The sequence below is a fragment of the Flavobacterium sp. GP15 genome (assembly GCF_014281985.1).
Taxonomy (GTDB): Bacteria; Bacteroidota; Bacteroidia; order Flavobacteriales; family Flavobacteriaceae; genus Flavobacterium; species Flavobacterium pygoscelis.
In genome coordinates this window covers 507,509-532,549 of sequence record NZ_JACFTC010000002.1, presented here as the reverse complement: position 1 = coordinate 532,549, position 25,041 = coordinate 507,509, and the positions used below count along the sequence as shown (strand labels likewise).

The following is a 25,041-nucleotide window of genomic DNA, read 5'->3' as shown; positions in this document are numbered from 1 at the left end:
AGTGGTGGTTTTTTTTATATCTTTGCACCATGGAAAAAGAACATCAAATATTTGGGATTAGAGCAATAATTGAAGCCATCCAAGCAGGGGCAACAGTAGACAAAGTATACATTCAAAAGGAAGCAAGCAGCGAACTAATGAAGGATTTAATGAAAGTAATGAAGAGAGGTAACATCAACTTTTCTTACGTTCCTGTTGAAAAACTTAATAGGCTAACACCGAACAATCATCAAGGTGCTGTAGCCACAATCTCTCCTATTTCCTTTTTTGACTTGGAATCTTTAATTGAATCAGTAATTGAAAACGGAAAAAAACCATTGTTTTTAATTTTAGATCAAATATCTGATGCTCGTAATTTTGGCGCCATTATTCGTACCGCTGAATGCACAGGCGTAAATGGTATCATCGTTCAAAAAGCAGGATCTGCGCCAGTTAATGGTGACACGGTAAAAACATCTGCTGGAGCTGTATTTAATATTCCTATTTGTAAAGTGGAACACATTAAAGACGCCATTTTCTTATTGCAAGCTAGCGGAATTAAAACTATAGCTGCAACAGAAAAAACAGATAAAAACATTTACGATATTACTCTGAATGAACCTGTTGCTATCATTATGGGGTCAGAAGATCGTGGGGTTAATCCATCGGTTTTAAAAATCGTAGATGAAAAAGCAAAACTACCTATGTTTGGAACAATTGGTTCGCTGAATGTTTCTGTAGCATGTGGTGCTTTTTTATATGAGGCTGTAAGACAAAGACAATAATCCTATTTTATACTTTTTCATAAAGCAATAAATAGTATATAAAATATTAAAAGTGAATTAAGACTCCGGTTTTGATTCACTTTTTTCGTTAGAAGTAATTTCATACGATACCGGAATGTTAGAAAAATAATAAGTTAGAATGATCTCATCCTCTACTACTGGAAGATTTACAAAATTGCCCTTTTCATCAAAACGCTGCATAAATTTATCTTCTTCAGAGTTATAATCTGGTTTTTCCCAATCGTATTTAGGTACCTTTTTATACTCTGGTGTTTTATAAATGATAGATAAAATAAAACCTGCTAGTAATCCAGATAAATGTCCTTCCCAAGAAATAGACTTTTCACCGGGTACATCTGGAGTTGGAAAAATATACCAAACTAACCCACCATACACAATAATTACGGTAAGTGAAAGAGCAATAAGCCGAATATGTTTTGTTTGAATACCTTTGAAAAAAATAAAACTAAACAAGACATATATTAAACCACTTGCACCAATATGATAATTTTCTCTTCCAATGCTCCACGTTAATATCCCTGAAAGCAAAATGCCGAAAAGCACAACTTTTAAGGATTTTCTGGGATAAAAAAATTGCAATGCTGCCAAAAGAACTAGTAATGGGAGTGAATTGTTATATAAATGTTCTGTATCAGCATGAATAAAAGGGCTAAAAACAACACCTTGCAATCCAGAGAAAGTCCTAGGATAAATTCCGTTTTGAATAAAATCATAATCAAAGCGGACTTCTAACCAAAAAACAAGCCATATTACAACCACAAAAATTAATGGTAATATAACTACAGCATTTGTAAATTTAAAATCCTTATCCATTTAGTAAATATCATCAATCAATATTTAATTGGTTTCAAAAATATAGCCAAAGCCAAATAAATGCTAATTTGTCATAGTTAAAACCAAAAAAGACAATTATAAACAAATACTTTAGCCCAGATTGCAGAGAAAATCCTTTTCTTTTTGTTGATTGCGAGGAACGAAGCAATCAATAAAAAAGAAAAGATTGCAACGGAAAGCTGGAAATAGCTCCAAGAAATAAAAAGAAAGGTTATTTTTACCGATGGTAATTTTTAATTTAAAAATTAAAATTTAATAATAAATGGAAGCACCCCTTGCAGAACGCATAAGACCTCAAAAATTACAAGATTATGTAAGTCAATCTCATTTGGTGGGTCCAAATGGCTCATTGACACAACAAATTATTAAAGGAATTATACCCTCTTTAATTTTATGGGGACCTCCAGGAACTGGTAAAACAACTTTGGCTCAAATTATCGCTCAAGAATCAAAAAGACCTTTTTATATTTTAAGTGCTATTAATTCTGGAGTTAAGGATATTAGAGAGGTTATTGAAAAAGCCAAACAAAGTGGTGGATTATTTACAGCTAGAAATCCTATTCTTTTTATTGATGAAATTCATCGTTTTAGCAAATCACAACAAGACTCTTTATTAGCTGCTGTAGAAAAAGGTTGGATTACCTTAATAGGCGCAACAACAGAAAACCCAAGCTTTGAAGTTATACCTGCTCTTTTGTCCCGCTGTCAGGTTTATGTTTTGAATGCTTTTACAAAAAAAGATTTAGAATCTTTATTAGAGCGTGCCATGAAAACCGACAGCTATTTGGCTACAAAAAAAATTAATTTAAAAGAAACAGAGGCTTTACTGCGCCTTTCTGGTGGTGATGGACGCAAACTATTAAATATTTTTGAACTAGTCGTAAACGCTTCTAATGAAGACGAAATTATAATTACTAATGATCGAGTTTTTGAATTAGTACAACAAAATACAGTTCTATATGACAAATCTGGAGAGCAACATTATGACATTGTTTCTGCTTTTATAAAATCGATCCGCGGAAGCGATCCTAATGGAGCTGTTTATTGGCTTGCCAGAATGATTGAAGGTGGAGAGGATGTAAAATTTATTGCTAGAAGAATGCTGATACTAAGTAGTGAGGACATCGGAAATGCGAATCCTACAGCATTTATAATGGCCAATAATACTTTTCAGGCGGTTAGTACTATTGGCTATCCTGAAAGTAGAATTATTTTAAGTCAGTGCGCTGTGTATCTCGCAACTTCTGCCAAAAGCAATGCTTCGTATTTAGCAATTGGAACTGCTCAGCAGTTGGTAAAACAAACGGGGGATTTGCCAGTACCTATCCATTTGCGCAATGCACCCACAAAATTAATGAAGGAATTGGGATATGGTGAAGAATATAAATATTCTCATGATTACACTAATAATTTTGCAGATCAAGAATTTTTGCCAGAAGTGCTTAGCAACAATCCGATATATATACCAGGAAATAATTCAAGAGAAAATAGTATTCGTGAATTTCTAAAAAATCGTTGGAAAGAAAAATATGGATATTAATTTTTTATTTAAAGGAAAGAGAAGTCAAGAAAAAGAAAAGTAGAAAATTTAAAGTTCTACCGAATTAATTAACTGCTGGCGAATTTCTTTTAAATTATTTTCATTTATAAAATGATTATTACTGTAAACTGCTTTAATCTCTTTTAATGCGTTTAAGTCTTGAAGTGGATTTTTTTCTAAAACTATAAAATCTGCAGTTTTACCTACTTCTAAAGTACCATAATTTTCTTTAAAAAAGTTAGCAAAATTAGTAGTCGCCATCTTTAAAATGCTGAAATTAGATAAATCGGCATTTTTAAGTAATTCCATCTCATCTAAAATAGTTGATCCAGTCATCATAAACTTTGAGGAAGCATCAGGGCTTAGAATCATTTTTACGCCTGCTTGATCTAGTTTTTTTATAATTATGTATTTTGCCTCTAATGATTTTAATTGTTTAGCAACTTCAGTCTGATATGCTTCGTTGCCCATTTTTTCTCTATACGCTTTTGTCTCTGAAATCCATTTGTTCATCATTATTTTTGAAACAAATTCCATTCCGCGTAAGTTTCTTAGCTCCTCTAATGAATATCTACCCGAACCAACATTATACCAAGAAAGAGTAGGACAAATTACAATTTCTTTATTTTTAATAATATTAATTCTAGCATCAATCTTATCATCAGTTTCGCCTGACAAACCTCCTAAATGTTCAAAAGAATTATAATTTGACGCAAAAATAGTTTTCTCTTCTAGCTGATTTCCATTTGAAACAAATGGAAAATGACCACTAATTGAAAAATTATACTTTTTACAAACACTATCTAATTGCTTAAAAAAAACGTCATTTTTAAGACTTAAAACTTTAAGGAAATCAAATCCATTCTCTTTTGCGGCTTTTACAAAAGATTCTATCTGTTCTAAGTTTAAATCAGAATTTCTTGTAATAGGTGGTGGAGAAAGATATAATTTTGGATAATAACTATCGATGCTATTATACTTATTTCTCCATTCTTTATGTATCCAATCCCCACGCATAGAACGTAACTTAGTCACACCATTAATCAAATTCAATTTCAAAACTCTTTCCATTTCTGGCTCTGTCTCAGGAAAATGAACATGAGCATCTGCGAGTGAAGGCATTATAAATTTTCCTGTACCATCATATATTGTAGCATTCTTGTCTTTAATTTTCTTCGTTTTACCAATAGAAATTATCTTCCCATTTTGTACAATTACATCTTGACTTTTCACTACTTCATCTTTCGTCATTGAAATAACAGAAACATTAGAAACTATAAAATTCCTGGTTTCATTAATTTTATTCTGTGCCAGAAAGAACATTGATTGAAATACGAATAAAAGAGTGAACATTTTTTTCATGGAGAACAAGAATTTAATGAAAATAAACTTTAGCAAAAATAAATAGATAATTATATAAACAATGTGTCTAAAACTTAATATTTAATTTCTCAGAAACAAGTTTTTCATTCTGATAATATTCAAAAAACCATTGATTATCTTTTAGAATTAAAGAACCTTGTAAATTATCTTTCATTGCAATAAAAGAATTGGGCTGTGATGTTTTCATTAATTTCATTACTACTTTTGGCGTACTATCAATCAATTGATATCCCGTTGGTGTAACTTGTGCATACAATAAATTTTTATCGTTTAGTACCACAGTAGTCTGATTACTTTCAGTAACTATAGTCTGATTAGTTGCGTTGTTGGCAACAATTTCCTGACTAACATTTGTTTTTGTTTTATTAGAAGTACCGTTAAACTTATAATTCAATTCATTAACCGATTGAAAAGCTTCGTTGAGAGCTTGTGTGTAAGCAGTTTGAAAATCTTTATCTTTACTCCTACCGATTTTAGATTTAAAAATTACATTATCATTACAATCTTTGAGCGTTATAAAAAGCTTTGTTACTAAAAAACCACTTTCCTTTTCTACATCTGCATATAGTAAACTGCAACGATCGTTATACTCTGCTGGCACACTTTCTTTAGCGTAAAAAGATTCAAAACCTGCTTTGGTAAAATAAAACTTCGTAATCGTGTTCAATCGATATTGATTTTCGGATCTTAAAAAATTAAATTTTAACGGAACAATAACCGCACTATAATTATTTACAGATTGCGCATAAGAAAAACTAAACGCGAACATTAGCAATAATAGGATTAACTTTTTCATAATTTATAAATATTTTTTTAGTTCTAATAAATGATTAATTTGCTTGATATGATTCTCAATAATAGTGTTGTTTTCATTAAAAAAGATTGCATCTAAACCTGCATCTAAAGCACCTTTTACATCCGCTTCTAAACTATCACCAATCATAATGCTATTTTCTTTTTTTGCTTTTGCTAAATCTAATGCATAATCAAATATAATAGGATTAGGCTTTTTTACGCCAGCCATTTCTGAATTAGTAACGGTTAAGAAATAAGGCGTTATTTTAGAATTATTCATTTTTTTAAATTGAACTTCAGCAAAACCATTAGTTATAATATGCAAATTATATTTTGACTTGAGGTAGTCCAACACTTCTATTGTGCCATCAAAAAGATGGTTGTTATCTGGTAAAAACTGAATATAATCATCTGAAATCTTATCAATTTCTTGATCAGAAATAGAATAATTTATAGCATCAAAAGAATTTTTTAATCTATTGTAACGCAATTCTTCATGCGTAATTTTATCATATTGGTAAAGTCTCCAGCATTCTTGATTTATTGGAATGTATTTTTCGATAAATTCTTTAGTTTCTATTTCTGGATGATTTCTGTTAAAAATCTCTTCAAAAGTCAGCTCTGAATTTTTATCAAAATCCCATAGTGTATGATCTAAATCAAAAAAAACATCGGTTATGTGTGGTAATTTCATTTTCTATTTTTAAAATATTCCTTCGTCTGCAAAACTAAAATAGCTAGATTCCGTTACTATTAGATGATCAAGTACTTTTATTTCTAAACTGTCACCTGCTAATTTTAATTTTTTAGTAATTTGTTTGTCAGCCTCACTAGGAATCAAAGTTCCTGAAGGATGATTATGGCATAAAATTAATGCCGTTGCAAACATTTCGAGTGCTGTTTTAAAAACAATTCTCACGTCAACTAATGTTCCTGTGATTCCGCCTTTACTTAATTGCGATTTTGAAATTACCTTATTTGAATTATTCAAATAGATAATCCAAAACTCTTCATGAGGCAATTCTCCGATAATGGGTTGCATTATTTCAAAAATAACTTTACTAGAAGTTACTTTTTTTAATTCCACAGCTTCTTCGGAACGTCTTCTTCTCCCTAATTCTAAAGCTGCGATTATTGATATCGCTTTTGCTTCGCCAATCCCTTTAAAAACCATTAATTGTGTAATTGAGAGTTTGCCTAAAGCATTTAAATTACAATCAACACTTGCTAAAATTCGCTTACTTAAATCAACTGCAGATTCGCTTCTACTCCCCGATCCGATCAATATCGCAATTAGTTCCGCATCACTTAAAACACTTTTACCTTTCAGCATAAGTTTTTCACGTGGCTTGTCATCTTCGGACCAATTGGTGATAGGAAAAAAGGAATTTTCAGCCATAGTATTTTTTATCTTTAATTCAATTTATCCTTTTTAGTTCACAATTATTTGCTTTACCTCATCAAAATTTAAGCCTCCATAATTCCCTGAACTCATTAATAGCAAAGCTGAGTTGTCAAAATTTTGTTTGAATAAAAATTCCTTAAATTCAACAGGATTAGTATAAATTATTAAATCTTTACGATTAAAAGCAGCAGCAATTTGATCGTAACTCACTTCATCCAACTGCTTTATTTTTACAGCATCTGGTGAGTAAAAAACAACTGCTGTATCTGCATATGCTAATGCACCTTCATATTCCTTTAAAAACTCAGCATTCAAACTGCTATAAGTGTGCAATTCTAAACAAGCTATTAAGGTTCTATTTGGATATTGTTCTTTTACTGCTTTAGTGGTCGCTGCGACCTTACTAGGAGAATGCGCAAAGTCTTTATAAGCTACTTTAGTTTTGCTTTCTGCTATTTTTTCTAAGCGTTTTGATGCTCCTTTAAAACTAGCAATTGCTTCATAAAAATCAGCTTCATCGACGCCCATATTCTGGCAAATCCATTTGGCTCCAGCTAAATTATTTAAATTATGAGCACCAAAAACTTCTATTGGCATATCGCCTTCAGGTGTTTCTAATAAAGTGACACCTTCTTCAACTGAATAATTTGGAGTATGATACGCCATTTTCCTAATTGGATTTATTGCCGCTTCTGCCACACGTTTTACCTCAGGATCTTCTTCGTTGTAAACTAAAATTCCACCATTAGTAATTTTGCTAATAAAAATTTCAAACTGCTCTACATAATTCTCATAGGTCGGGAAAACATTGATGTGATCCCAGGCAATTCCAGAAATCAAAGCTATGTTAGGTTGGTATAAATGAAATTTTGGTCTTCTATCAATTGGTGAAGACAAATATTCATCTCCTTCTAAAACTATAAAATCATTTTCTTCAGTAAGATGCACCATCGTATCAAAACCTTCTAATTGTGCACCTACCATATAATCAACAGCAATATCATGATAATGCATTACGTGTAAAATCATTGATGTGATTGTAGTTTTTCCATGAGAACCACCAATTACGACGCGTGTTTTATTTTTAGATTGTTCGTATAAGAACTCGGGATAGGAATAAATTTTTAATCCAAGTTCCTGAGCTTTTAGTAATTCAGGATTATCTGCTTTTGCATGCATTCCTAGAATTACAGCTTCTATATTGGCCGTTATTTTTTCAGGAAACCAACCTAATTCAGCTGGCAAAATTCCTTTTTTATCTAATCTGGATTTTGAAGGTTCAAAAATAGCATCGTCACTACCCGTAACTTGATATCCTTTATTATGAAGAGCTAATGCTAAATTGTGCATGGCACTTCCGCCAATAGCTATAAAATGTGTACGCATTCTAATTTTTTTGATTTAAATTTTATTATTAAGAGGAGTGATAACTATCTCGAATTTTTTTTATTATATACTTCTAAAACAGATTTTGCCTTATCTGGTTGTTTCATTTTATTTTTATAGAGATTAGCTAATTTATAATAACTTACTTTAGAACCCGTAAGTTCAATCGCTTTTTTGTATTGTTTTTCTGCTAATTCATATCTTTTAAAAAATTCATCTATGTGTCCTCTTGACAAATAACCATCTACGGTTGACAGTTGCATTAATTCGTTTGAATATTTGATGGCTTTTGATTCACTTCCGCCAACAATTCCGGGTAACTGAATATACAATTCGATCAAAGCCCATCTTGACTCAATATGTTTGGGATTTAAACTAATTGCTTTCTCAAAAGACTCTTTGACTTCATCAATCATTCCTAACGCTTTAAACTTATTAGAATCTTTAGCTTTCATTCCTAAAGCACCTCCATACTTATAATAATAATTGGCTTCTAATGGTTTTAACTCTTTTAATCTTTTATAGTATGCTATTGCTTTATCCCATGATTTGTTTTGGCCTGCAATATCTCCTAAATATTCTATTGTTTTTAAATCTCCCGAATTAGATTTTAGGTACAACTCAAAAAGTGCTTGTGCTTGCTCAAATTTTTCCTCCTGAAAAAATTTTTCTGCTTTTTCAAAGTTAGATTGTGACCACATCAGAAAGGGTATCAATAAAAAAAATATATGTTTCATTGTTCAAAAATAACGAAATTAATAATTGAAATGTATTTTACACACAAAAGGTTTTATATTAAAAAAGCCTCTTAACTTGATTTAAACACAAGGTAAGAGGCTTTTATTATTTTAGACTAAATTTATTTTACTATTGTCATTTCATCGATAATATGCTTTGCTCCAGCATATTTATCTATTATCCAAAGTACATAACGAATATCAACACTAATAGTTCTTTGTAATTTTGCATCAAAGATTACATCACCAGCCATAGCTTCGATATTTCCATCAAAAGCAATACCTACTAATTCCCCTTTACCGTTTAATACCGGTGAACCTGAATTTCCTCCCGTAATATCATTATCAGTCAAAAAGTTTACTGGCATATATCCAGCTTTATCAGCATATTGTCCAAAATCTTTAGCCGCATTCAACTCTAATAATCGAGCTGGCAAATCAAATTCTTGGTCTCCTGCTTTATACTTTTTAACCATTCCAGTCATTGTAGTATAATTGTTCACTGTAGCATCATTGCGTTTGTCTGCAGGCAAAGCACGCACTTTTCCGTAAGTTAATCTCAAAGTAGAGTTAGCGTCCGGATATTTTATTGAATTCATTTTAGATTCACGTAAGCCTTCAACTAAATTACGGAATGCAATTGCGAAATCATCATCTGCTTTTAATTGCTCAGGAGTTTTAGCTCTCATTTTTAATGATAACTGATTTGAAACAACATATAATGGATCATTTGTGATATTTTCTGGTTTTGGATCTTTCATAAAAGCCAAAACACTTTCTTTAGTAGCAAAAATACTTTTGGCCACAGCGTTATTTACATAGCCAGTAAAATCACCTTTATTGTCTTGACTTAATTTGGCAATACCTTCAGGAAGTCCGTAAGCAGCACCTTTTGATGTATATAAATTCAATTGTGCTGCAAATACATCTTTTTCTAAAGGAGCATAAAAATTACCATAAACGTTTTCAATAAACTGATTTAATTTTGGAAGCATTTCAGTCTTCTTTGCGTCGTTTTCCTTATAATAAGAAATCAAAGCATTACCTAAATTAGCAGGAGCAGCTCCGTATGCAGCTGTTCTCATTAATTGACTTAAGTAATTATCATGGCTTGATTTTAAATTTGTTTGAGCGTAATAATTATTAATGGTAGCGATCACAGTACCATATTTCTCTTTATTCGCTTTTTTATTAGCCCAAGCATTAAATTTAGCTTCTTCTTTAGATTTGGTAACAGCTGTACCCGCTTTAGTCAAAGCATCAATCATTCCTTGACGATTTTTCCAGTAATTGGCTGTCGAAGCATATTTAGATGCATACTCTAATTTAACCGTTTCATCCTTGTCCATGTAAACCTTCATTCTATCCATTCCGGTTTTGGCACCTTCAACCCATGCTGGATAAGCAAATTTTACGTTTTGCTCAATTCCTCCTGCAGGCATCCAACGGTTGGTACGTCCTGGATAACCTAAAATCATAGCAAAATCATTTTCTTGAACCCCTTTGATACTTACTGGTAAATAATGTTTAGGTTGTAATGGCACATTATTTTTAGAATATTCTGCTGGATTTCCATTAGCATCAGCGTACACTCTAAACATAGAGAAATCAGCTGTGTGTCTTGGCCACTCCCAGTTATCAGTGTCTCCACCAAATTTACCTAGACTTTCTGGTGGTGTTCCAACTAGACGAACATCTTTGTAATCTTGATAAACAAAATAGTAATATTCATTTCCTTGAAAGAAAGGACGAACAGAAACGGTATATTTTCCTCCATCACTATTTTCTTTTTCGATTAAAGCCATTTCTTGCTGAATCGCTTTATTTCTTTCTGCTTCTGTCATTTTATCATTTACTTTAGATAAAATTCTTTTGGAAACATCATCCATACGAACAAAGAAACGTACGAATAAAGACTTTGGTTTCATTTCAGCACTTTTATCTTTTGCCCAAAAACCATTTTTTAGATAATTTTGCTCTTCAGAAGATAGTTCAGCAATTGCATCATATCCACAGTGGTGATTCGTTAAAACTAATCCTTCTTTTGAAACCATTTCGGCAGTACAACCACCATTAAATTGTACTACAGCATCTTTCAAACTATGATTATTGATACTGTAAATTTCTTCAGCAGTAAGCTGTAAACCCAATTTTTCCATATCTCTATGGTTCAATCTTTCGATAAACATCAAAAACCACATTCCTTCATCTGCTTTTGCTGGAAAAGCCACGAGACACATGGTAAAGAATAAAATTATTTTTTTCATAATGTAACTATTTTTTTGTTGTGCGAATATAAATCATTTTCGCAATCTCGACCTCTCTTTGCCAAACAAACATTAGTATCAGATGCTATTTTAATATAATTTTATGAATTTAATAATTTTACATAAAAAAAGGCACTCTATTTCTAGAGCACCTTATTATGAAAATTTAGCAATTATTCATTCAACATTTTCCATAATTTGTCTTTTAATTCGGTCAAACCTTGTTGGGCTATAGACGAAATAAACATATAGGGAACACCTTTGAAAGAAACATCTAATTCTGCTTTTAATTCTGCTTTCAACTCTTCATCGAGCATGTCACATTTAGAAATTACAACCATACGTTCCTTATCTAACATCTCAGGATTGTATTTTGTTAACTCATTCACTAGAATATCATATTCTCCTTTGATGTCTGGAGTATCCACAGGAACAAGAAAAAGCAAAGTTGAATTTCTTTCGATATGTCTTAAGAAGTAATGACCTAATCCTTTACCCTCAGCGGCTCCTTCAATAATTCCAGGAATATCCGCAATTACAAAAGATTGAAAATCCCGATAAGCTACAATTCCTAAATTAGGTTTTAAAGTAGTAAAAGGATAATCTGCAATTTTTGGTTTAGCAGAAGTTAAAACAGATAATAAAGTTGATTTTCCAGCATTAGGAAAACCTACTAAACCTACATCTGCTAATACTTTAAGCTCTAAAATAACATCCATTTCTATTCCAGGCAAACCGGGCTGAGAATATCTTGGCGTTTGATTGGTTGAACTTCTAAAGTGCCAGTTTCCTAAACCACCTTTACCTCCGCGAGAAAGAACTTGTTTCTCACCATCATCTGTTATTTCAAATAGGATTTCTCCTGTTTCTTTATCTTTCACTACAGTACCTAATGGTACCTCGATATACTTGTCATCTCCATCAGCACCCGTACTTCTATCACCACTACCATCTCCCCCATTACCTGCTTTAATATGTCTTGCAAATTTTAGGTGAAATAAGGTCCAAAGTCCTTTATTACCAACTAAATAAACGTGACCACCACGACCACCATCACCACCATCCGGCCCACCTTTTTCAATAAATTTTTCTCTATGCAAATGCGTTGATCCTTTCCCTCCTTTTCCGGAAGAAACAAATATTTTTACGTAATCTACAAAATTCCCCTCTGTCATTTTTTCTACTATTCAATTTTCAACTATACCTATAAAACTCATTCTGAGCTTTTAATCGCTATAAAACTATTATTACATTTGTAATGCTTTGACCATTACTTTGTCAATCTTTACACCATCCATATCAATTACTTCCAACTCAAACTTTTGCCAAACCAGCTTTTCGCCTTGTTTAGGAATACGGGACAATTCAGTCATTATTAATCCGCTTACCGTCGTGACTTCATAATCATTAATTAATTCATCCAATTCAAAATAAGTCAAGAAATCATGTAATGAATAATGCCCATCTACTAACCAAGTTCCATCTTCTCTTTCTATTAACTGAAAATCATCTTTATAAAACTCAGCAGCATCACCTACCAATGCTTCTAGAATATCATTTAGGGTAATTATGCCCTGAAAAACACCATATTCATCTGATACAAATGCGTAATGAATCCCTGATTTTTTAAAATTTTCTAAAGCAACATAAGCGGTTGTTTGCTCCATCATAAAAGGAGCCTCTGTCATTATATCTGCTAAGTTGAAATTTTCATTTTCAAAATGAGCAAAAATATTTTTTAAATTCACTACACCTACTATATCATCATAATTGCCATTATAAACGGGATAAATGGAGTGCAATTCTTTTAGCATATACTCTTTAACTTCCTCTTTATTTGAATTTAAAGGCAAAAACATAACCGATTTTCTATGGGTCATCAAAGAGTTTATTTTTCGGTCGCCAATATGAAAAACGCGCTCTACAATATCTTGTTCAATTTCTTGTACTTCACCACCTTCGGTACCTTCTTTAATAATTGCTTTGATTTCTTCCTCAGTGACTTTTCCGTCAGCTGTAGGTTTTATTTGCAATATATCTAATAAAAAATCTGTAGAATGTGTTAATAACCAAATAAAAGGAGCCGTTACGATAGAAACTATTTTCATTGGCAGCGCCACCGCTTTTGCAATTGCTTCTGGATGATTTAAACCTATTCTCTTAGGCAACAATTCCCCTAAAACTAGAGAGAAAAAAGTCAGTATTACTACAACAAGACCAACAGCAACTGGATGTGCGTATGGTTTTAAGACTTCAAATCCTTGTATAAAAATCTCAACGTCTTTTGTTATTTTGTCACCACTATAAATACCGGTAAGAATTCCGATTAGGGTAATTCCTATCTGTACAGTTGACAAAAATTTGTTTGGCGAATTTGCCAAGTCTAAAGCTATTTTTGCGCTTTTGTTTCCTTTTTTTGCTGCAGTTTCTAATCTATTTTTTCGTGCTGAAATCAAGGCGATTTCGGACATGGAGAAAACCCCATTTAGCAGTATCAGAAAAAATATTATTACTATTTCCAAGTTATTATTTTGATTCGTTTAGTTATTCTCATTCGATTTTTCGTTTTTTAAAATCGAGTTTTTAATTATTCCTTATTTTAGCCCAGATAGCAGTGCAAAGCCCGGAATTTATAAAAAGTAATTTTCTTGACATATAAGAGCGACCAGCGGAAGCTCCTTTTATGGCTTAGAAAATACGTTTTATAAGTGAGGACTTGCAACGTAAAGCTGGACAAAGCTTCTACAAATTATCGATTACCTTACTTACTCTATCTGTAATTTCAGCAATAGAACCTATTCCATTTACAGCGTGAAACTTTCCTTGAGCTTGATAATAACTCATTAAAGGAGCTGTCTTTTCATTATATTCTTGGTAGCGATTTCTGATTTTTTCTTCATCTTGATCATCAATTCTACCACTTGTTTTTCCTCTTTCTAACAAACGCTGCACTAAAACCTCATCATCAGCTTCGAGTGCAACTGTTGCAGCAACTTTTGAACCTAATGAAGTTAAAAATACATCTAAAGCTTCTGCTTGAGCAATAGTTCTTGGGTAACCGTCAAATAAAATTCCGTTTGTATCCAAATGTTTATTGACCTCATCAATCAGCATTTTTGTAGTTAGTTCATCCGGAACTAAATCTCCGGCATCCATGTACACTCTTGCTTGTTTGCCTAATTCTGTATCGTTTTTTAAATTAAAACGGAATACATCGCCAGTTGATATGTGCGTTAATTTATATTTTTCTTTCAAAAACTCAGCTTGAGTTCCTTTACCAGCTCCTGGTTTTCCAAATAAAACAATATTAGTCATGTTGTGGTTGTATGGTTATTCTTTTAGTTTATATACTTCTGGTAAGTTTCTTCCTAAGCCATCGTAATCTAAGCCATATCCGACGATAAATTTATTAGGAATTCTAATCCCAACATAATCTATTTTTATGTCCTTGGTATACGCTTCTGGCTTAAAGAAAAGTGTTGCTATTTTAAAATGTTTTACATTTTGTTTTTTAAACAATTCTTTCAGCTCCACTAATGTGTTTCCCGTATCTACGATGTCTTCAATGACAATAACGCTGCGTCCTGTTAAATCTTGGTTCAAACCAATCAGCTGTTTTACATCGTTTGTAGTAGCGGTTCCTTCATAAGATGCCATTTTTATAAATGAGACTTCACATGGTTTTTTGTACAGTTTCATAAAATCAGAAACCACCATAAAAGAACCATTTAATACCCCTACAAAAACTGGTGTTTCATCTATAAAATCATCTTCTATTTGAGCAACCATTTTAACCAAGGCAAACTCAATTTCTTGCGCAGAAATAAACGGAACAAATTGTTTATCGTGAAGTTGTATCATTTTTTAATGTTTAAAATAATGGGCAAATATAGCAATTTCTGAATTGAGAATTCAGATTTAAAACCATAAGAATACCGTACATTTGAAAATAACTTGCTTTTTAGTCATTTATGAATAGTGAACTTTATACAAAAATAGCCAATAGCACCGCACATAGAGCCAGCAGAGACGAAAATGCAGAACATATTTTAGCAAATATCTATTTACTTCCTGACTTGCTTGAAATAGCTTTGCATGTTGGGGATAAAAATCACCACAAAGCTTGCTGGATTTTAGAGCTGGTACTAGAAAAAGACCTTTTTTTACTAGAAAAATACCTTGATGTATTTTGCAATAGCATGTCTAAATACACTAATCAAAGTGCTATGCGTTCAATCTCAAAAATAAGTATGTTTTTGTCTCAAAACGGCACACTAACTCCTTTTCAAGAACAAAAAATTACTGAAAATTGTCTAGACTGGATTATTAACGACACTACAAAAACAGCAACAAAAGCGTATGCCATAAGGAGTTTATATGCTCTTAGCACGAAAAACCATTCTATTCTTGTTGATTTAAAGCGGATCCTTATTGATGACTATCCTAAAAACTCATCGGCATACAGGGCAGTTGCTAGAGAAATTTTGAAGAAAATTAAATAGCATTTTTGGATTCAATCATTATAAAGTATCTTTGCTCAAACATACAACTACACAATGAATTATTTTTCTTCTGATTTCAAATTAGGAATTCTTGGGGGCGGACAACTGGGTAAAATGCTTTTGTTTGACACTCGAAAATTTGACATACAAACTTACATTCTTGATCCAAGCGACGAAGCGCCCTGCAAAATTGCTTGTGACACTTTTATTAAAGGTGACTTAATGGATTTTCAAACAGTTTACAATTTTGGTAAACTAGTCGATGTTTTGACTTTCGAAATTGAATTAGTTAATCTTGAAGCTTTAATAAAACTAGAAGAAGAGGGATTAAAAGTATATCCTTCTCCAAAAACATTACAATTAATTCAGAACAAAGGAGTTCAAAAGGATTTTTATACTCAACACCAAATACCGACAGCAAATTATAAGCGATTTAAAGACATAAAAAGCTTAATCTTAGCCATCTTAGAATCTCAAATAACATTACCATTTGTATGGAAATGCACTGAATTTGGCTACGACGGAAACGGTGTGAAAGTTATTCGGGATATAGCTGACTTAGACAATTTAGCCAATGTAGAATGCATTGCCGAAGAAATGATTCCTTTTAAAAATGAATTAGCGGTTATTGTTTGTCGTTCCCCGTCAGGTGAAATAAAAACCTATCCGGTAGTCGAAATGGAGTTTCATCCAGAAGCCAATCAAGTAGAATATGTAATTTGTCCGGCTCGAATTGATACAAAAGTAGCTGATAAAGCAAGAGCAATTGCGCTACATGTTTCGGAAAAATTCAATCATGTTGGATTACTAGCTGTGGAAATGTTTCAAACAGAAGAGGACGAAATTATCGTGAATGAAGTTGCTCCTCGCCCACACAATTCTGGACATTATTCTATCGAAGCCAGTTTTACGTCTCAATTTGAAAACCATTTACGGGCTATTTTAGATTTACCATTAGGAAATACAGACAGTAAAGTGGCAGGAATTATGGTGAATCTAGTTGGTGCAGAAGGACATTCTGGAAATGTAGTTTATGAAAACATCGAAAAAATAATGAGTTGGAACGGAGTTACACCTCATATATATGGCAAAAAGCAAACGCGTCCTTTTAGAAAAATGGGTCACGTTACTATTGTAAATGCTGATATTGTAGAAGCCCGACGAATTGCAGAAGATGTAAAGAATACGATTAGGGTGGTTAGTATTAAGGAATAAGTTTACAGCAATATATATCGAAAAAAATAACAATGAATTTTTAATTAGCTTTGTAAAAAACCAGTAAATGAAAATTTCAAAATTACATATTGATACTTTTAGACATTTAGAGAATCTAGATTTTGATTTTACTTATCCTTTAGACTATAAAGATAAATCGAAAGCGGGTAAACCTTTAAATAAAATTTGTTTTATTGGACAAAGTGCAACTGGGAAAACGGGGCTATTAGAATTAATTTATAATTACACTTCAAATATTCTTAATCTAGAATTAACAGATGGCAACTCATTAAGAGGATTAAAAGATTCTGTAAAAAACGTAGAGGGAGAAGTTGAATTCATCATTAATAATGAAATACTTAGCTTAAAAAAGGGAGAGCTTTCTTACAAAAAAAAGAATTATATTGATGAAAGAAAGGGAGGATCTGTAACGGATTTAATACCAGTAATTTATAAAAAAGATGTTTTTTATTTCAAAGCAAATATAATTTCCTACAAAAATATTAATCTTTTTGAAAAGAATCCTATTGATTTAATCGAAAAGTATAGTTCAGAGCTTTCCCATATTGAAGATTGGTTCAAATATAAAGACGATTATGGAATATTATTTGACGAAGAGGTGGAAGATAAAGTTTGGTTGTTTATCCTTAATGAGATTTTAAAGTATCGTAAAAGTTTCACACAAAAAATGTCTGAATTAATTCATAGAGGATTATTAGCTGATACAAAAAAACTAGCCAGCGAATTCCAAAAATGGCAAAAAGACAACCCAAACGAATTAGAAAATTTTGCAGACAAATTCAATCCAATATTAGAAAAACTCAACCTAGAAGTTGATTTAGTAAATACAGAATATTCCATTCCAATAAAAAATAAGAAGACGGAAGAAATTATCCCAATCCAAAATACTAGTACAGGAACAAAAGGATTATTACTTTCATTTTTACCATTATTCAAATTAAACACAAAAGATGCTTTAATATTAATTGATGAACCAGAACGCTCTTTATACCCCGATATGCAAATGGACTTAATGGATCATTACCAAAATCTTGCGCCAGAAGCTCAGTTTATAGTTGTTACGCACTCACCTTTTATAGCTGCCTCTTTTGAACCGGAGGAACGATTTATTCTTTATTTTAATGAAGACGGAAAAGTAGCCGTTCGTAGAGGTGAATCCCCAATTGGTGATGACCCAAATGATATGCTTACAAATGATTTTGGTGTTAACTATTACAACAAATACGGAGAAGCAGCTTACAAACAATATTTGAATTTAAAAGAACAAATTACAAAAGAGAACGACCCTAATAAAAAGAAAAAACTTTTACTAGAAACGGTTAAATTAGGTGACACTTATAATTTTTAACAATGAGACGAATAGTTAAAGATGTAAACTCTGAAATTGTCACTCAGAATTTGAAATATAAAGAAGGGGACTCAACTAACAATGGTAAAATTTCTCAGATTCTTTTTGGAGAACAAAAAGGATTTTGTGCCTACACCGAAGAGTATCTTGGTCGTGCTGATGCGCGCGACATTGAACATTTTAATCCCAAATTAAAAGATACTGATGCTGACTCTAATCAAAATTGGTTTCTCGTCAAACATAAATGGAACAGCGAAAAAAGCACAAAATGGGATAATTTCCAACCAATATTATATCCAACAGATAATGACTTTGAAACTCGAATCATTTACGATAATGGAGACTACCGAGTTAGCGATTCAGCTGACTTAGAAGCAGCAAACTTAATCAAATTACTAAAACTTGATGATATCCCTTTAGCAGACGAACGCAAAAGATACATCAAAAGAAAAGCATTGGAAATAGAAACGTTTGGCGTCTCAAACGAAGATTTCTTCAAGATATTAATTGAAGACAATGTAAATCAAATATCATATCTCCGAGCCATTCAAGAAGAATTTAACATTAATATTTGGCAAATGCTACCTTAAATTGCTGAATATGAAAAAAGATAAAAATCACATTAAAACAAAAAATATAAAAAATTCAAATTCTGAAGTTTTAGGACTAAAATTAAAGATAGAATCTTTATTAGTTAGAAAAAATTCAATGTCTGTTTTAAAAGAATTTGAACAATTATAAAATCACAACATAATAAACATTATAAAATGAAAGTAGCCGTAATAATGGGCAGTATCTCAGACATGCCCGTAATGCAAGAAGCAATAGACATATTAAAATCATTTGAAATCGAAGTAGAAGTTGATATTGTATCGGCACACAGAACACCAGAAAAATTATTTGATTTTAGTCAAAATGCGCATAAACGTGGCATTTCAGTAATTATAGCTGGAGCTGGAGGCGCTGCGCATTTGCCAGGAATGGTTGCTTCAATGTCGCCACTTCCTGTAATTGGTGTTCCTGTAAAATCTAGTAATTCTATTGGCGGTTGGGATTCTGTTTTGTCTATCCTACAAATGCCAGGTGGTGTTCCTGTAGCGACTGTAGCGCTGAATGGTGCTAAAAATGCCGGAATATTAGCAGCTCAAATTATTGGAAGCAACAACGCTAAAGTTTTAGACCGAATTATTGCATACAAATTAGAGTTAAAAGAAGCCGTTATCAAAGCTTCCAAAAGTTTGATTAAATAAAACCATAACTCTCCTCCTAATTTTATTTGTAAAATGTAGGACAATCATTTTATATACAGAAAAGGCTTCCAATAACAGGAAGCCTTTTTTATTTTATAATTTCAAGGAGCTAAACTTCTTCTATTACTTCCTCTAATACACTTTCGAATTCTGAACTAATCAGATCTTCGTTGTTTATCCAATTTTCAGATGTTACTAAAGTATAATTTAAATTGTCAATCGTGTTCAATTCCCAAATAATCCCTTCTGCTTCTGGAAAAGGTATGTTTTGCGTCATTTGATCGTCAAACAATCGCTTGATTAAATTTCGATCAGACAAACCATTATTGAGTAATTTAAGTACATTTTCTTTGGTTAAGACTTTTGTAGCCTCATTTTGTTCGGGTTGCATCGAGAAATGAACTACTGAAGCTTTAGCATTTGGAAACTTCCCGTTGTATGCCTTAAACAACAATTGATTCGTATGGAATAATCTTCCTTGCATGTGGATTTCAGGATATTCCTCACACACTTTATCAATTAGCATATTATGTGCAATTTGCTGTATTTGCCCTTCGTTTAATTCCTCATAGAATTTATATGCCAATACTATTTCAGCCGCTTCACTAGGTTCGTAATCAGAAATAGCCATTTCTAACAATTCAGGCAAGTTTTTTTTCTCTGTAGTTGCACCATCAGGATAATTAAATTTATCTAACAATTGAATCAAATCTTGATCTGACCAATATCCTTCCACTTCATTTACCGTATCAATACGCTTTATTATAACTTGATAATTCATACTTATATTTTAAAATTATTTTGATTAAGTAAACTCGTTAATTAATCTTTTCCCAATTTACACCTTTTAAAGTTGCCTAGAAAATAAATAACATAACTATAACATCAATTGAGAACTGCAATATCAATATAATCCACTCTTTTTAAGATTAGTTTTTTTTTATAAATCGCTATCTTTGTAAAACATAAAAATCAATTCCAATTAATAGAATTAATTACATATAAAAATGAACATCTTAACGAAATACTTTTCAACTAAACACAATACTGCTCCTTTTTCCCAAATAAAAAATGAAGATTATTTACCCGCTATTCAAGAAGGAATCTCTTTAGCGAAAGCTGAAATTGAGGCTATCGTAAATAATCCTGAAGCACCGAATTTCGAAAACACGATTGAAGCAATGGATTATGCAGGTGATATTCTAGACAGAGCTTCTAGTATATTCTTTAACTTAAATTCAGCAGAAACGAATGACGAAATGCAAAAAATCGCCCAAGAAGTTTCGCCATTGTTATCTGAATTTGGAAATGACATTACTTTAAATCCAGCCTTATTTGCTAAAGTAAAATCAGTTTATGATTCAAAAGATTCATTCAAACTTACTCCTGAACAAAGTACTCTTTTAGATAAAAAATACAAAAGCTTTTCTAGAAATGGCGCTAATTTGCCAGAAGATAAGAAAAATACTTTACGCGAAATTGACAAGGAATTATCGAAACTAAGTTTGCAATTTGGCGAAAATATTTTGGCTGAAACCAATGCTTTCGAAATGCATCTAACAGATGAAAAAGATTTAGCCGGATTGCCAGAAGGCACTATAGAAGCGGCTCGCTCTTTGGCGAAAGCGCAAGATAAAGAAGGTTGGATATTTACTCTTGACCATCCAAGTTATGTTCCGTTTATGACTTATGCGGATAATCGAGAATTGCGTAAAAAACTAGCAATTGCTTTTGGCGCACGAGGATTTCAGAATAATGAATTTGACAATCAAGCAATCGTTTTGAAAATCGCCAAATTACGTTTTGAAAGAGCACAATTATTAGGATATGCTACGCATGCACATTTTGTTTTAGAAGAAAGAATGGCACAAAGTCCTGAAAAAGTACTTTCCTTCTCTAATGATTTATTCTCAAAAGCAAAACCGGCAGCTTTAAAAGAATTTGAACAATTATCGGCTTTCGCCAAAGAATTAGACGGAATTGAGCAATTAGAAAAATGGGATGGTGGTTATTATGCTGAAAAATTAAAACAGCAACTTTTTAACTTAGACGATGAAAAATTAAAACCTTATTTTCAGTTAGAAAAAGTATTAAACGGAGCTTTTACCATTGCTGAAAAATTATACGGATTGACTTTTACGGAAGTATTTGACATTGACAAATACCATCCCGAAGTAATGACTTATGAAGTCACAGACGAAAAAAAGGATTTAGTAGCTGTTTTTTATGCTGATTTTTTTCCAAGAAAAGGGAAACGTAACGGTGCTTGGATGACTTCATTCAAATCACAATATGTAAAAAATGGGCAAAATGAAAGACCGCACATTTCAAATGTTTGTAATTTCACTAAACCGACGGAAACTAAACCATCACTTTTAACCTTTAATGAAGTAACGACTTTATTTCATGAATTCGGACATGGATTACATGGCATGTTAGCCAACACGATTTATCCAAGTTTATCAGGAACTTCAGTTTATTGGGACTTTGTAGAATTGCCAAGCCAAGTAATGGAAAACTGGTGTTACGAGCCTGAAGCTTTGGCTTTGTTTGCAACACATTATGAAACTGGCGAAGTGATTCCACAAGAATATGTAAACAAGATTAAAGAAAGTGCCAGTTTCCAAGAAGGATTAGCTACGATGCGTCAGTTGAGTTTTGGATTATTAGATATGGGTTGGCATGGTCAAGATCCTTCTTCTATTACTGATGTCAAATCTTTTGAAACGGAACAATTTGCAGCAACACAATTGTATCCTGAAGTAGCAGAGAATGCAATGAGTACTGCTTTTTCGCACATTTTTCAAGGCGGTTATTCTTCTGGCTATTATAGCTACAAATGGGCTGAAGTACTAGATGCTGACGCTTTTGAATATTTTCAAGAAAAAGGAATTTTCAATAAAGAAGTAGCCACTAAATTTAAAGAAAATGTACTTTCTAAAGGCGGAACAGAACCACCAATGGAATTATACAAACGATTTAGAGGACAAGAACCAAAACCGGATGCTTTATTGAAACGCGCAGGATTACTCTAGATTTCAAATCATATAAAACCGAGGTAGCACTAATTCGGTTTTATTTTTAATATAAACTTTCATTTATTTTTGAAAGTTTAAAAACTTTTATATACATTTGTACTATGGAATTTAAAGAAGCAAAAAATAAATTTGTACAAACTTGGGGAGCATTAGGTTCGCAATGGGGAATTAACAAAACCATGGCTCAGATTCATGCACTATTAATGGTGTCAAGCGAAGCGGTTTCTATGGAAGATGTAATGGAAGAATTGCAAATTTCTAGAGGAAATGCCAGTATGAATTTGAGAGCCCTAATGGATTGGGGAATCGTGTATAAAGAATACAAAGCAGGAGAAAGAAGAGAGTTTTTTACTGCCGAAAAAGATTTAGACGAATTAGCCGTTAAAATTGCAAGAGAAAGAAGCAAAAGAGAAATTAAGCCTGCGCTTAAAATCTTAAAGGAAGTTTCCTCTATAAAAGCTTCTGATTCTATAGAAGAAAAACACTTTATAGATCAAACAACAAAACTATATGACTTTGTATTAAAAGCAGATAATGTGCTAGACAAAATCACAGAATACAAAGACAATTGGCTGACCAAATTAGTTGTCAAATTTATGAAATAGAAAAAAATTTAATAAAATGTTTCAATATATTCTGAAACTTTAAAAATAAATATAATCATGAAAAACTTAAACTATCTCAATTACTTTTTTGTAGGAACACCATTAGTGCTTATTCTAGTAGGTTATATCAGTAATGATGGCGCTGGAGACTTAATGGGAATCGGATTATTACTTTCAATGCTAACGGGTATATTTCAAGTAATTGTAGGTATCAAAATGTTGATAGAAGAGCCAAAGAGCAAAGCACTTCAAATTTACATTATATCCGTGATTGTATTCTTCCTTATTCTTTTTATCAGTCCAATTTTAAACAACGATAGGCTATTTTATATTTTAATTCCTGTACCACCAATCCTTGCTATTTATTTTTCAGTACTAATTTATACAAAACAACAATCATGAGTTTCTTAAGTGCAAAATGGGAAAATTTAGCTTTAATCAATTATGAAATTGATGCTAAAATACTAGAAAAATACGTTCCATTAGGAACAGAATTAGATTTTCATAACGGAAAATGTTACGCTAGTTTGGTTGCTTTTATGTTTAAAGAAACCAAAGTATTAGGGATTAAATTTCCTTTCCACATTAATTTTGAAGAAGTAAATCTTCGATTTTATGTAAAACGTTTTGAAAATGGAAACTGGAAACGTGGCGTCGTTTTTATAAAAGAAATTGTCCCAAAAAAAGCAATCACAATTATCGCAAATACTTTGTATCATGAACATTATGAAACTCAGCAAATGAGACATTGCAATACTGAAAATGAATTTAGTAAAACCTTTAGCTATGAATGGTTAGTAGATAAAAAATGGAATACAATTCAATTACAAACTGACAAAGAATACAAAGCAATTGCAATTGACTCAGAAGCTGAATTTATAACGGAACATTATTTTGGTTACACGAAATACAACAACCAAAAAACTTTTGAATATGAAGTTAGACATCCCAGATGGGAACAATTAGAAGTTAAAAATTTAGATCTTGATGTTGACTTTACCAGGAATTACGGAACTGACTTTTCCGTTTTACAAAATGCAAAACCATCTTCGGTATTTTTAGCAAAAGGATCAGCTGTGACTGTCGAAAACAAAAAAACCATAACTCATGAAAACGCTAGAAAACCAAACCTTACTCTATGATATTGATTGCCCTTTGTGTCATGTGTACACGAGTGCTTTCATCAAAGTAGAGATGCTAGACCAAAACGGCCGCAAATCTTATAATCAAATGAGCGAGGAAGAGCAAGTTTTTGTAGATGTAAAACGGGCGTCAAATGAAATAGCGTTAATTGATAATAAAAATAAAACTGTAGTTTACGGAATCGATAGTTTGCTAAAAGTGATTGGATTTTCTTTTCCTTGGATCGAAAAAATTGGAAACATAAAACCCTTTAAATACCTTTTGAAAAAACTTTATTCTTTTATATCCTATAATCGCAAGGTCATTATTCCCAGTAAAAAAAATGAAAAACAACCATTACAATGCGTACCAGACTTCAATTATAAATACCGATTTTTATTTATTGGTTTTGCAACGCTAGTTACAACAATTGTTTTATACAATTATTCTGCTCTCTTTACGAGTTTACCAAAAGCAAATATATTTAGAGAACTGCTGATTGCTTTAGGACAACTATTTTTTCAAAGTATATTTATCTTGAAGTTAAAAAAAGAAACAATTGTAAATTATGCCGGCAATTTATTGACTGTTTCCTTAATGGGTTCCCTATTACTGTTGCCTGCATTATTAGTGCAAAGTATTTATAATATGCCACAAACAGTGCTTTTAATCTGGTTTTCGCTCACAGCTTTTATCATGTTTATGGAGCATTTTAGAAGAATTAAAATACTACAACTTCCAACTTATCTATGTGTAACATGGGTTATTTATAGAATTATCATTTTATTACTAATTTTGAATTTTTAAA

The 25,041-nt window shown here is 32.0% G+C and carries 26 protein-coding genes; 13 read left to right on the top strand and 13 right to left on the bottom strand.

The window, feature by feature from the left end; genetic code table 11:
* Positions 1-29 precede the first annotated feature (29 nt).
* Complete coding sequence (gene rlmB, locus H2650_RS06530; RefSeq protein WP_188049955.1) at positions 30-764, top strand: 23S rRNA (guanosine(2251)-2'-O)-methyltransferase RlmB; 735 nt, start codon at positions 30-32, stop codon at positions 762-764.
* 57 nt (positions 765-821) lie between these two features.
* Here the strand turns inward: rlmB and H2650_RS06525 are convergent, their stop codons facing one another.
* A complete protein-coding gene (locus tag H2650_RS06525; RefSeq protein ID WP_188049954.1) occupies positions 822-1,598 on the bottom strand; it encodes a rhomboid family intramembrane serine protease in 777 nt (258 codons plus the stop codon).
* A gap of 283 nt (positions 1,599-1,881) precedes the next feature.
* Between H2650_RS06525 and H2650_RS06520 the strand changes: the two genes are divergently transcribed.
* Complete coding sequence (locus H2650_RS06520) at positions 1,882-3,159, top strand: replication-associated recombination protein A (protein ID WP_188049953.1); 1,278 nt, start codon at positions 1,882-1,884, stop codon at positions 3,157-3,159.
* Positions 3,160-3,207: 48 nt separating this feature from the next.
* On the opposite strand, the gene H2650_RS06515 is transcribed toward H2650_RS06520, so the two are convergent.
* From H2650_RS06515 to hpt, 11 genes are all read right to left on the bottom strand, one after another.
* Complete coding sequence (locus H2650_RS06515; protein WP_188049952.1) at positions 3,208-4,521, bottom strand: amidohydrolase family protein; 1,314 nt, start codon at positions 4,519-4,521, stop codon at positions 3,208-3,210.
* 67 nt (positions 4,522-4,588) lie between these two features.
* The gene (locus H2650_RS06510) at positions 4,589-5,338 is read right to left on the bottom strand and encodes a hypothetical protein (RefSeq protein ID WP_188049951.1); all 750 of its coding nucleotides are present in this window, start codon (positions 5,336-5,338) and stop codon (positions 4,589-4,591) included.
* A gap of 3 nt (positions 5,339-5,341) precedes the next feature.
* The gene (locus H2650_RS06505) at positions 5,342-6,031 is read right to left on the bottom strand and encodes a YjjG family noncanonical pyrimidine nucleotidase (protein WP_188049950.1); all 690 of its coding nucleotides are present in this window, start codon (positions 6,029-6,031) and stop codon (positions 5,342-5,344) included.
* 9 nt (positions 6,032-6,040) lie between these two features.
* Positions 6,041-6,736, bottom strand: a complete 696-nt coding sequence (radC, locus tag H2650_RS06500) for a DNA repair protein RadC (protein WP_188049949.1) — start codon at positions 6,734-6,736, stop codon at positions 6,041-6,043.
* A 33-nt stretch (positions 6,737-6,769) separates the two neighbouring features.
* On the bottom strand, positions 6,770-8,128 hold the full coding sequence (gene murC, locus H2650_RS06495; RefSeq protein WP_188049948.1) for a UDP-N-acetylmuramate--L-alanine ligase: 1,359 nt from the start codon (positions 8,126-8,128) through the stop codon (positions 6,770-6,772).
* Between the two features lie 44 nt (positions 8,129-8,172).
* On the bottom strand, positions 8,173-8,865 hold the full coding sequence (locus H2650_RS06490) for a lipopolysaccharide assembly protein LapB (RefSeq protein WP_188049947.1): 693 nt from the start codon (positions 8,863-8,865) through the stop codon (positions 8,173-8,175).
* A gap of 122 nt (positions 8,866-8,987) precedes the next feature.
* Entirely contained in the window at positions 8,988-11,132 is a 2,145-nt protein-coding gene (locus H2650_RS06485) for a S46 family peptidase (RefSeq protein WP_188049946.1), read from the bottom strand.
* A gap of 173 nt (positions 11,133-11,305) precedes the next feature.
* Positions 11,306-12,307, bottom strand: coding sequence for a GTPase ObgE (gene obgE, locus H2650_RS06480; RefSeq protein WP_188049945.1), 1,002 nt, complete (start codon positions 12,305-12,307; stop codon positions 11,306-11,308).
* Between the two features lie 72 nt (positions 12,308-12,379).
* Complete coding sequence (locus tag H2650_RS06475; protein WP_188049944.1) at positions 12,380-13,654, bottom strand: hemolysin family protein; 1,275 nt, start codon at positions 13,652-13,654, stop codon at positions 12,380-12,382.
* A gap of 220 nt (positions 13,655-13,874) precedes the next feature.
* The gene (locus H2650_RS06470; RefSeq protein WP_188049943.1) at positions 13,875-14,447 is read right to left on the bottom strand and encodes an adenylate kinase; all 573 of its coding nucleotides are present in this window, start codon (positions 14,445-14,447) and stop codon (positions 13,875-13,877) included.
* A gap of 15 nt (positions 14,448-14,462) precedes the next feature.
* Entirely contained in the window at positions 14,463-14,993 is a 531-nt protein-coding gene (gene hpt / locus H2650_RS06465; protein WP_188049942.1) for a hypoxanthine phosphoribosyltransferase, read from the bottom strand.
* A 110-nt stretch (positions 14,994-15,103) separates the two neighbouring features.
* On the opposite strand from hpt, the gene H2650_RS06460 reads away from it, so the two are divergent.
* The 6 genes from H2650_RS06460 (at position 15,104) to purE (ending at position 19,468) form a co-directional block, all read left to right on the top strand.
* The gene (locus H2650_RS06460) at positions 15,104-15,634 is read left to right on the top strand and encodes a hypothetical protein (protein ID WP_188049941.1); all 531 of its coding nucleotides are present in this window, start codon (positions 15,104-15,106) and stop codon (positions 15,632-15,634) included.
* Positions 15,635-15,688: 54 nt separating this feature from the next.
* On the top strand, positions 15,689-16,849 hold the full coding sequence (locus H2650_RS06455) for a 5-(carboxyamino)imidazole ribonucleotide synthase (RefSeq protein ID WP_188049940.1): 1,161 nt from the start codon (positions 15,689-15,691) through the stop codon (positions 16,847-16,849).
* Positions 16,850-16,916: 67 nt separating this feature from the next.
* Positions 16,917-18,218 carry an AAA family ATPase gene (locus H2650_RS06450; protein ID WP_188049939.1) on the top strand — a complete coding sequence of 434 codons (1,302 nt, stop codon included), beginning with the start codon at positions 16,917-16,919 and terminating at the stop codon, positions 18,216-18,218.
* Between the two features lie 2 nt (positions 18,219-18,220).
* Entirely contained in the window at positions 18,221-18,808 is a 588-nt protein-coding gene (locus H2650_RS06445) for a hypothetical protein (protein WP_188049938.1), read from the top strand.
* Positions 18,809-18,818: 10 nt separating this feature from the next.
* The gene (locus H2650_RS06440) at positions 18,819-18,959 is read left to right on the top strand and encodes a hypothetical protein (protein ID WP_188049937.1); all 141 of its coding nucleotides are present in this window, start codon (positions 18,819-18,821) and stop codon (positions 18,957-18,959) included.
* A gap of 26 nt (positions 18,960-18,985) precedes the next feature.
* Positions 18,986-19,468: a 5-(carboxyamino)imidazole ribonucleotide mutase gene (gene purE / locus H2650_RS06435; protein ID WP_188049936.1), complete on the top strand. Its 483-nt coding sequence runs from the start codon at positions 18,986-18,988 to the stop codon at positions 19,466-19,468.
* Between the two features lie 109 nt (positions 19,469-19,577).
* Here the strand turns inward: purE and H2650_RS06430 are convergent, their stop codons facing one another.
* Positions 19,578-20,249, bottom strand: a complete 672-nt coding sequence (locus H2650_RS06430; RefSeq protein ID WP_188049935.1) for a hypothetical protein — start codon at positions 20,247-20,249, stop codon at positions 19,578-19,580.
* 226 nt (positions 20,250-20,475) lie between these two features.
* Between H2650_RS06430 and H2650_RS06425 the strand changes: the two genes are divergently transcribed.
* From H2650_RS06425 to H2650_RS06405, 5 genes are all read left to right on the top strand, one after another.
* Positions 20,476-22,503, top strand: a complete 2,028-nt coding sequence (locus H2650_RS06425) for a M3 family metallopeptidase (protein WP_188049934.1) — start codon at positions 20,476-20,478, stop codon at positions 22,501-22,503.
* A gap of 104 nt (positions 22,504-22,607) precedes the next feature.
* Complete coding sequence (locus H2650_RS06420; RefSeq protein WP_188049933.1) at positions 22,608-23,111, top strand: GbsR/MarR family transcriptional regulator; 504 nt, start codon at positions 22,608-22,610, stop codon at positions 23,109-23,111.
* A 57-nt stretch (positions 23,112-23,168) separates the two neighbouring features.
* On the top strand, positions 23,169-23,513 hold the full coding sequence (locus tag H2650_RS06415) for a hypothetical protein (RefSeq protein ID WP_188049932.1): 345 nt from the start codon (positions 23,169-23,171) through the stop codon (positions 23,511-23,513).
* A complete protein-coding gene (locus H2650_RS06410) occupies positions 23,510-24,253 on the top strand; it encodes a YqjF family protein (RefSeq protein ID WP_188049931.1) in 744 nt (247 codons plus the stop codon). Before H2650_RS06415 ends, H2650_RS06410 begins: the two co-directional genes overlap by 4 nt.
* Positions 24,219-25,040 carry a hypothetical protein gene (locus tag H2650_RS06405; RefSeq protein WP_188049930.1) on the top strand — a complete coding sequence of 274 codons (822 nt, stop codon included), beginning with the start codon at positions 24,219-24,221 and terminating at the stop codon, positions 25,038-25,040. Before H2650_RS06410 ends, H2650_RS06405 begins: the two co-directional genes overlap by 35 nt.
* Position 25,041 lies beyond the last annotated feature (1 nt).

Coding starts and splice junctions, on each gene's coding strand:
- H2650_RS06415 (WP_188049932.1), top strand. CDS start 23,169: ATGAAAAACTTAAACTATCTCAATTACTTTTTTGTAGGAACACCATTA.
- H2650_RS06510 (WP_188049951.1), bottom strand. CDS start 5,338: ATGAAAAAGTTAATCCTATTATTGCTAATGTTCGCGTTTAGTTTTTCT.
- H2650_RS06425 (WP_188049934.1), top strand. CDS start 20,476: ATGAACATCTTAACGAAATACTTTTCAACTAAACACAATACTGCTCCT.
- H2650_RS06410 (WP_188049931.1), top strand. CDS start 23,510: ATGAGTTTCTTAAGTGCAAAATGGGAAAATTTAGCTTTAATCAATTAT.
- H2650_RS06440 (WP_188049937.1), top strand. CDS start 18,819: ATGAAAAAAGATAAAAATCACATTAAAACAAAAAATATAAAAAATTCA.
- H2650_RS06520 (WP_188049953.1), top strand. CDS start 1,882: ATGGAAGCACCCCTTGCAGAACGCATAAGACCTCAAAAATTACAAGAT.
- H2650_RS06485 (WP_188049946.1), bottom strand. CDS start 11,132: ATGAAAAAAATAATTTTATTCTTTACCATGTGTCTCGTGGCTTTTCCA.
- rlmB (WP_188049955.1), top strand. CDS start 30: ATGGAAAAAGAACATCAAATATTTGGGATTAGAGCAATAATTGAAGCC.
- H2650_RS06420 (WP_188049933.1), top strand. CDS start 22,608: ATGGAATTTAAAGAAGCAAAAAATAAATTTGTACAAACTTGGGGAGCA.
- radC (WP_188049949.1), bottom strand. CDS start 6,736: ATGGCTGAAAATTCCTTTTTTCCTATCACCAATTGGTCCGAAGATGAC.
- H2650_RS06470 (WP_188049943.1), bottom strand. CDS start 14,447: ATGACTAATATTGTTTTATTTGGAAAACCAGGAGCTGGTAAAGGAACT.
- H2650_RS06445 (WP_188049938.1), top strand. CDS start 18,221: ATGAGACGAATAGTTAAAGATGTAAACTCTGAAATTGTCACTCAGAAT.
- H2650_RS06460 (WP_188049941.1), top strand. CDS start 15,104: ATGAATAGTGAACTTTATACAAAAATAGCCAATAGCACCGCACATAGA.
- H2650_RS06525 (WP_188049954.1), bottom strand. CDS start 1,598: ATGGATAAGGATTTTAAATTTACAAATGCTGTAGTTATATTACCATTA.
- murC (WP_188049948.1), bottom strand. CDS start 8,128: ATGCGTACACATTTTATAGCTATTGGCGGAAGTGCCATGCACAATTTA.
- obgE (WP_188049945.1), bottom strand. CDS start 12,307: ATGACAGAGGGGAATTTTGTAGATTACGTAAAAATATTTGTTTCTTCC.
- H2650_RS06490 (WP_188049947.1), bottom strand. CDS start 8,865: ATGAAACATATATTTTTTTTATTGATACCCTTTCTGATGTGGTCACAA.
- H2650_RS06515 (WP_188049952.1), bottom strand. CDS start 4,521: ATGAAAAAAATGTTCACTCTTTTATTCGTATTTCAATCAATGTTCTTT.
- purE (WP_188049936.1), top strand. CDS start 18,986: ATGAAAGTAGCCGTAATAATGGGCAGTATCTCAGACATGCCCGTAATG.
- H2650_RS06450 (WP_188049939.1), top strand. CDS start 16,917: ATGAAAATTTCAAAATTACATATTGATACTTTTAGACATTTAGAGAAT.
- H2650_RS06505 (WP_188049950.1), bottom strand. CDS start 6,031: ATGAAATTACCACACATAACCGATGTTTTTTTTGATTTAGATCATACA.
- hpt (WP_188049942.1), bottom strand. CDS start 14,993: ATGATACAACTTCACGATAAACAATTTGTTCCGTTTATTTCTGCGCAA.
- H2650_RS06430 (WP_188049935.1), bottom strand. CDS start 20,249: ATGAATTATCAAGTTATAATAAAGCGTATTGATACGGTAAATGAAGTG.
- H2650_RS06455 (WP_188049940.1), top strand. CDS start 15,689: ATGAATTATTTTTCTTCTGATTTCAAATTAGGAATTCTTGGGGGCGGA.
- H2650_RS06405 (WP_188049930.1), top strand. CDS start 24,219: ATGAAAACGCTAGAAAACCAAACCTTACTCTATGATATTGATTGCCCT.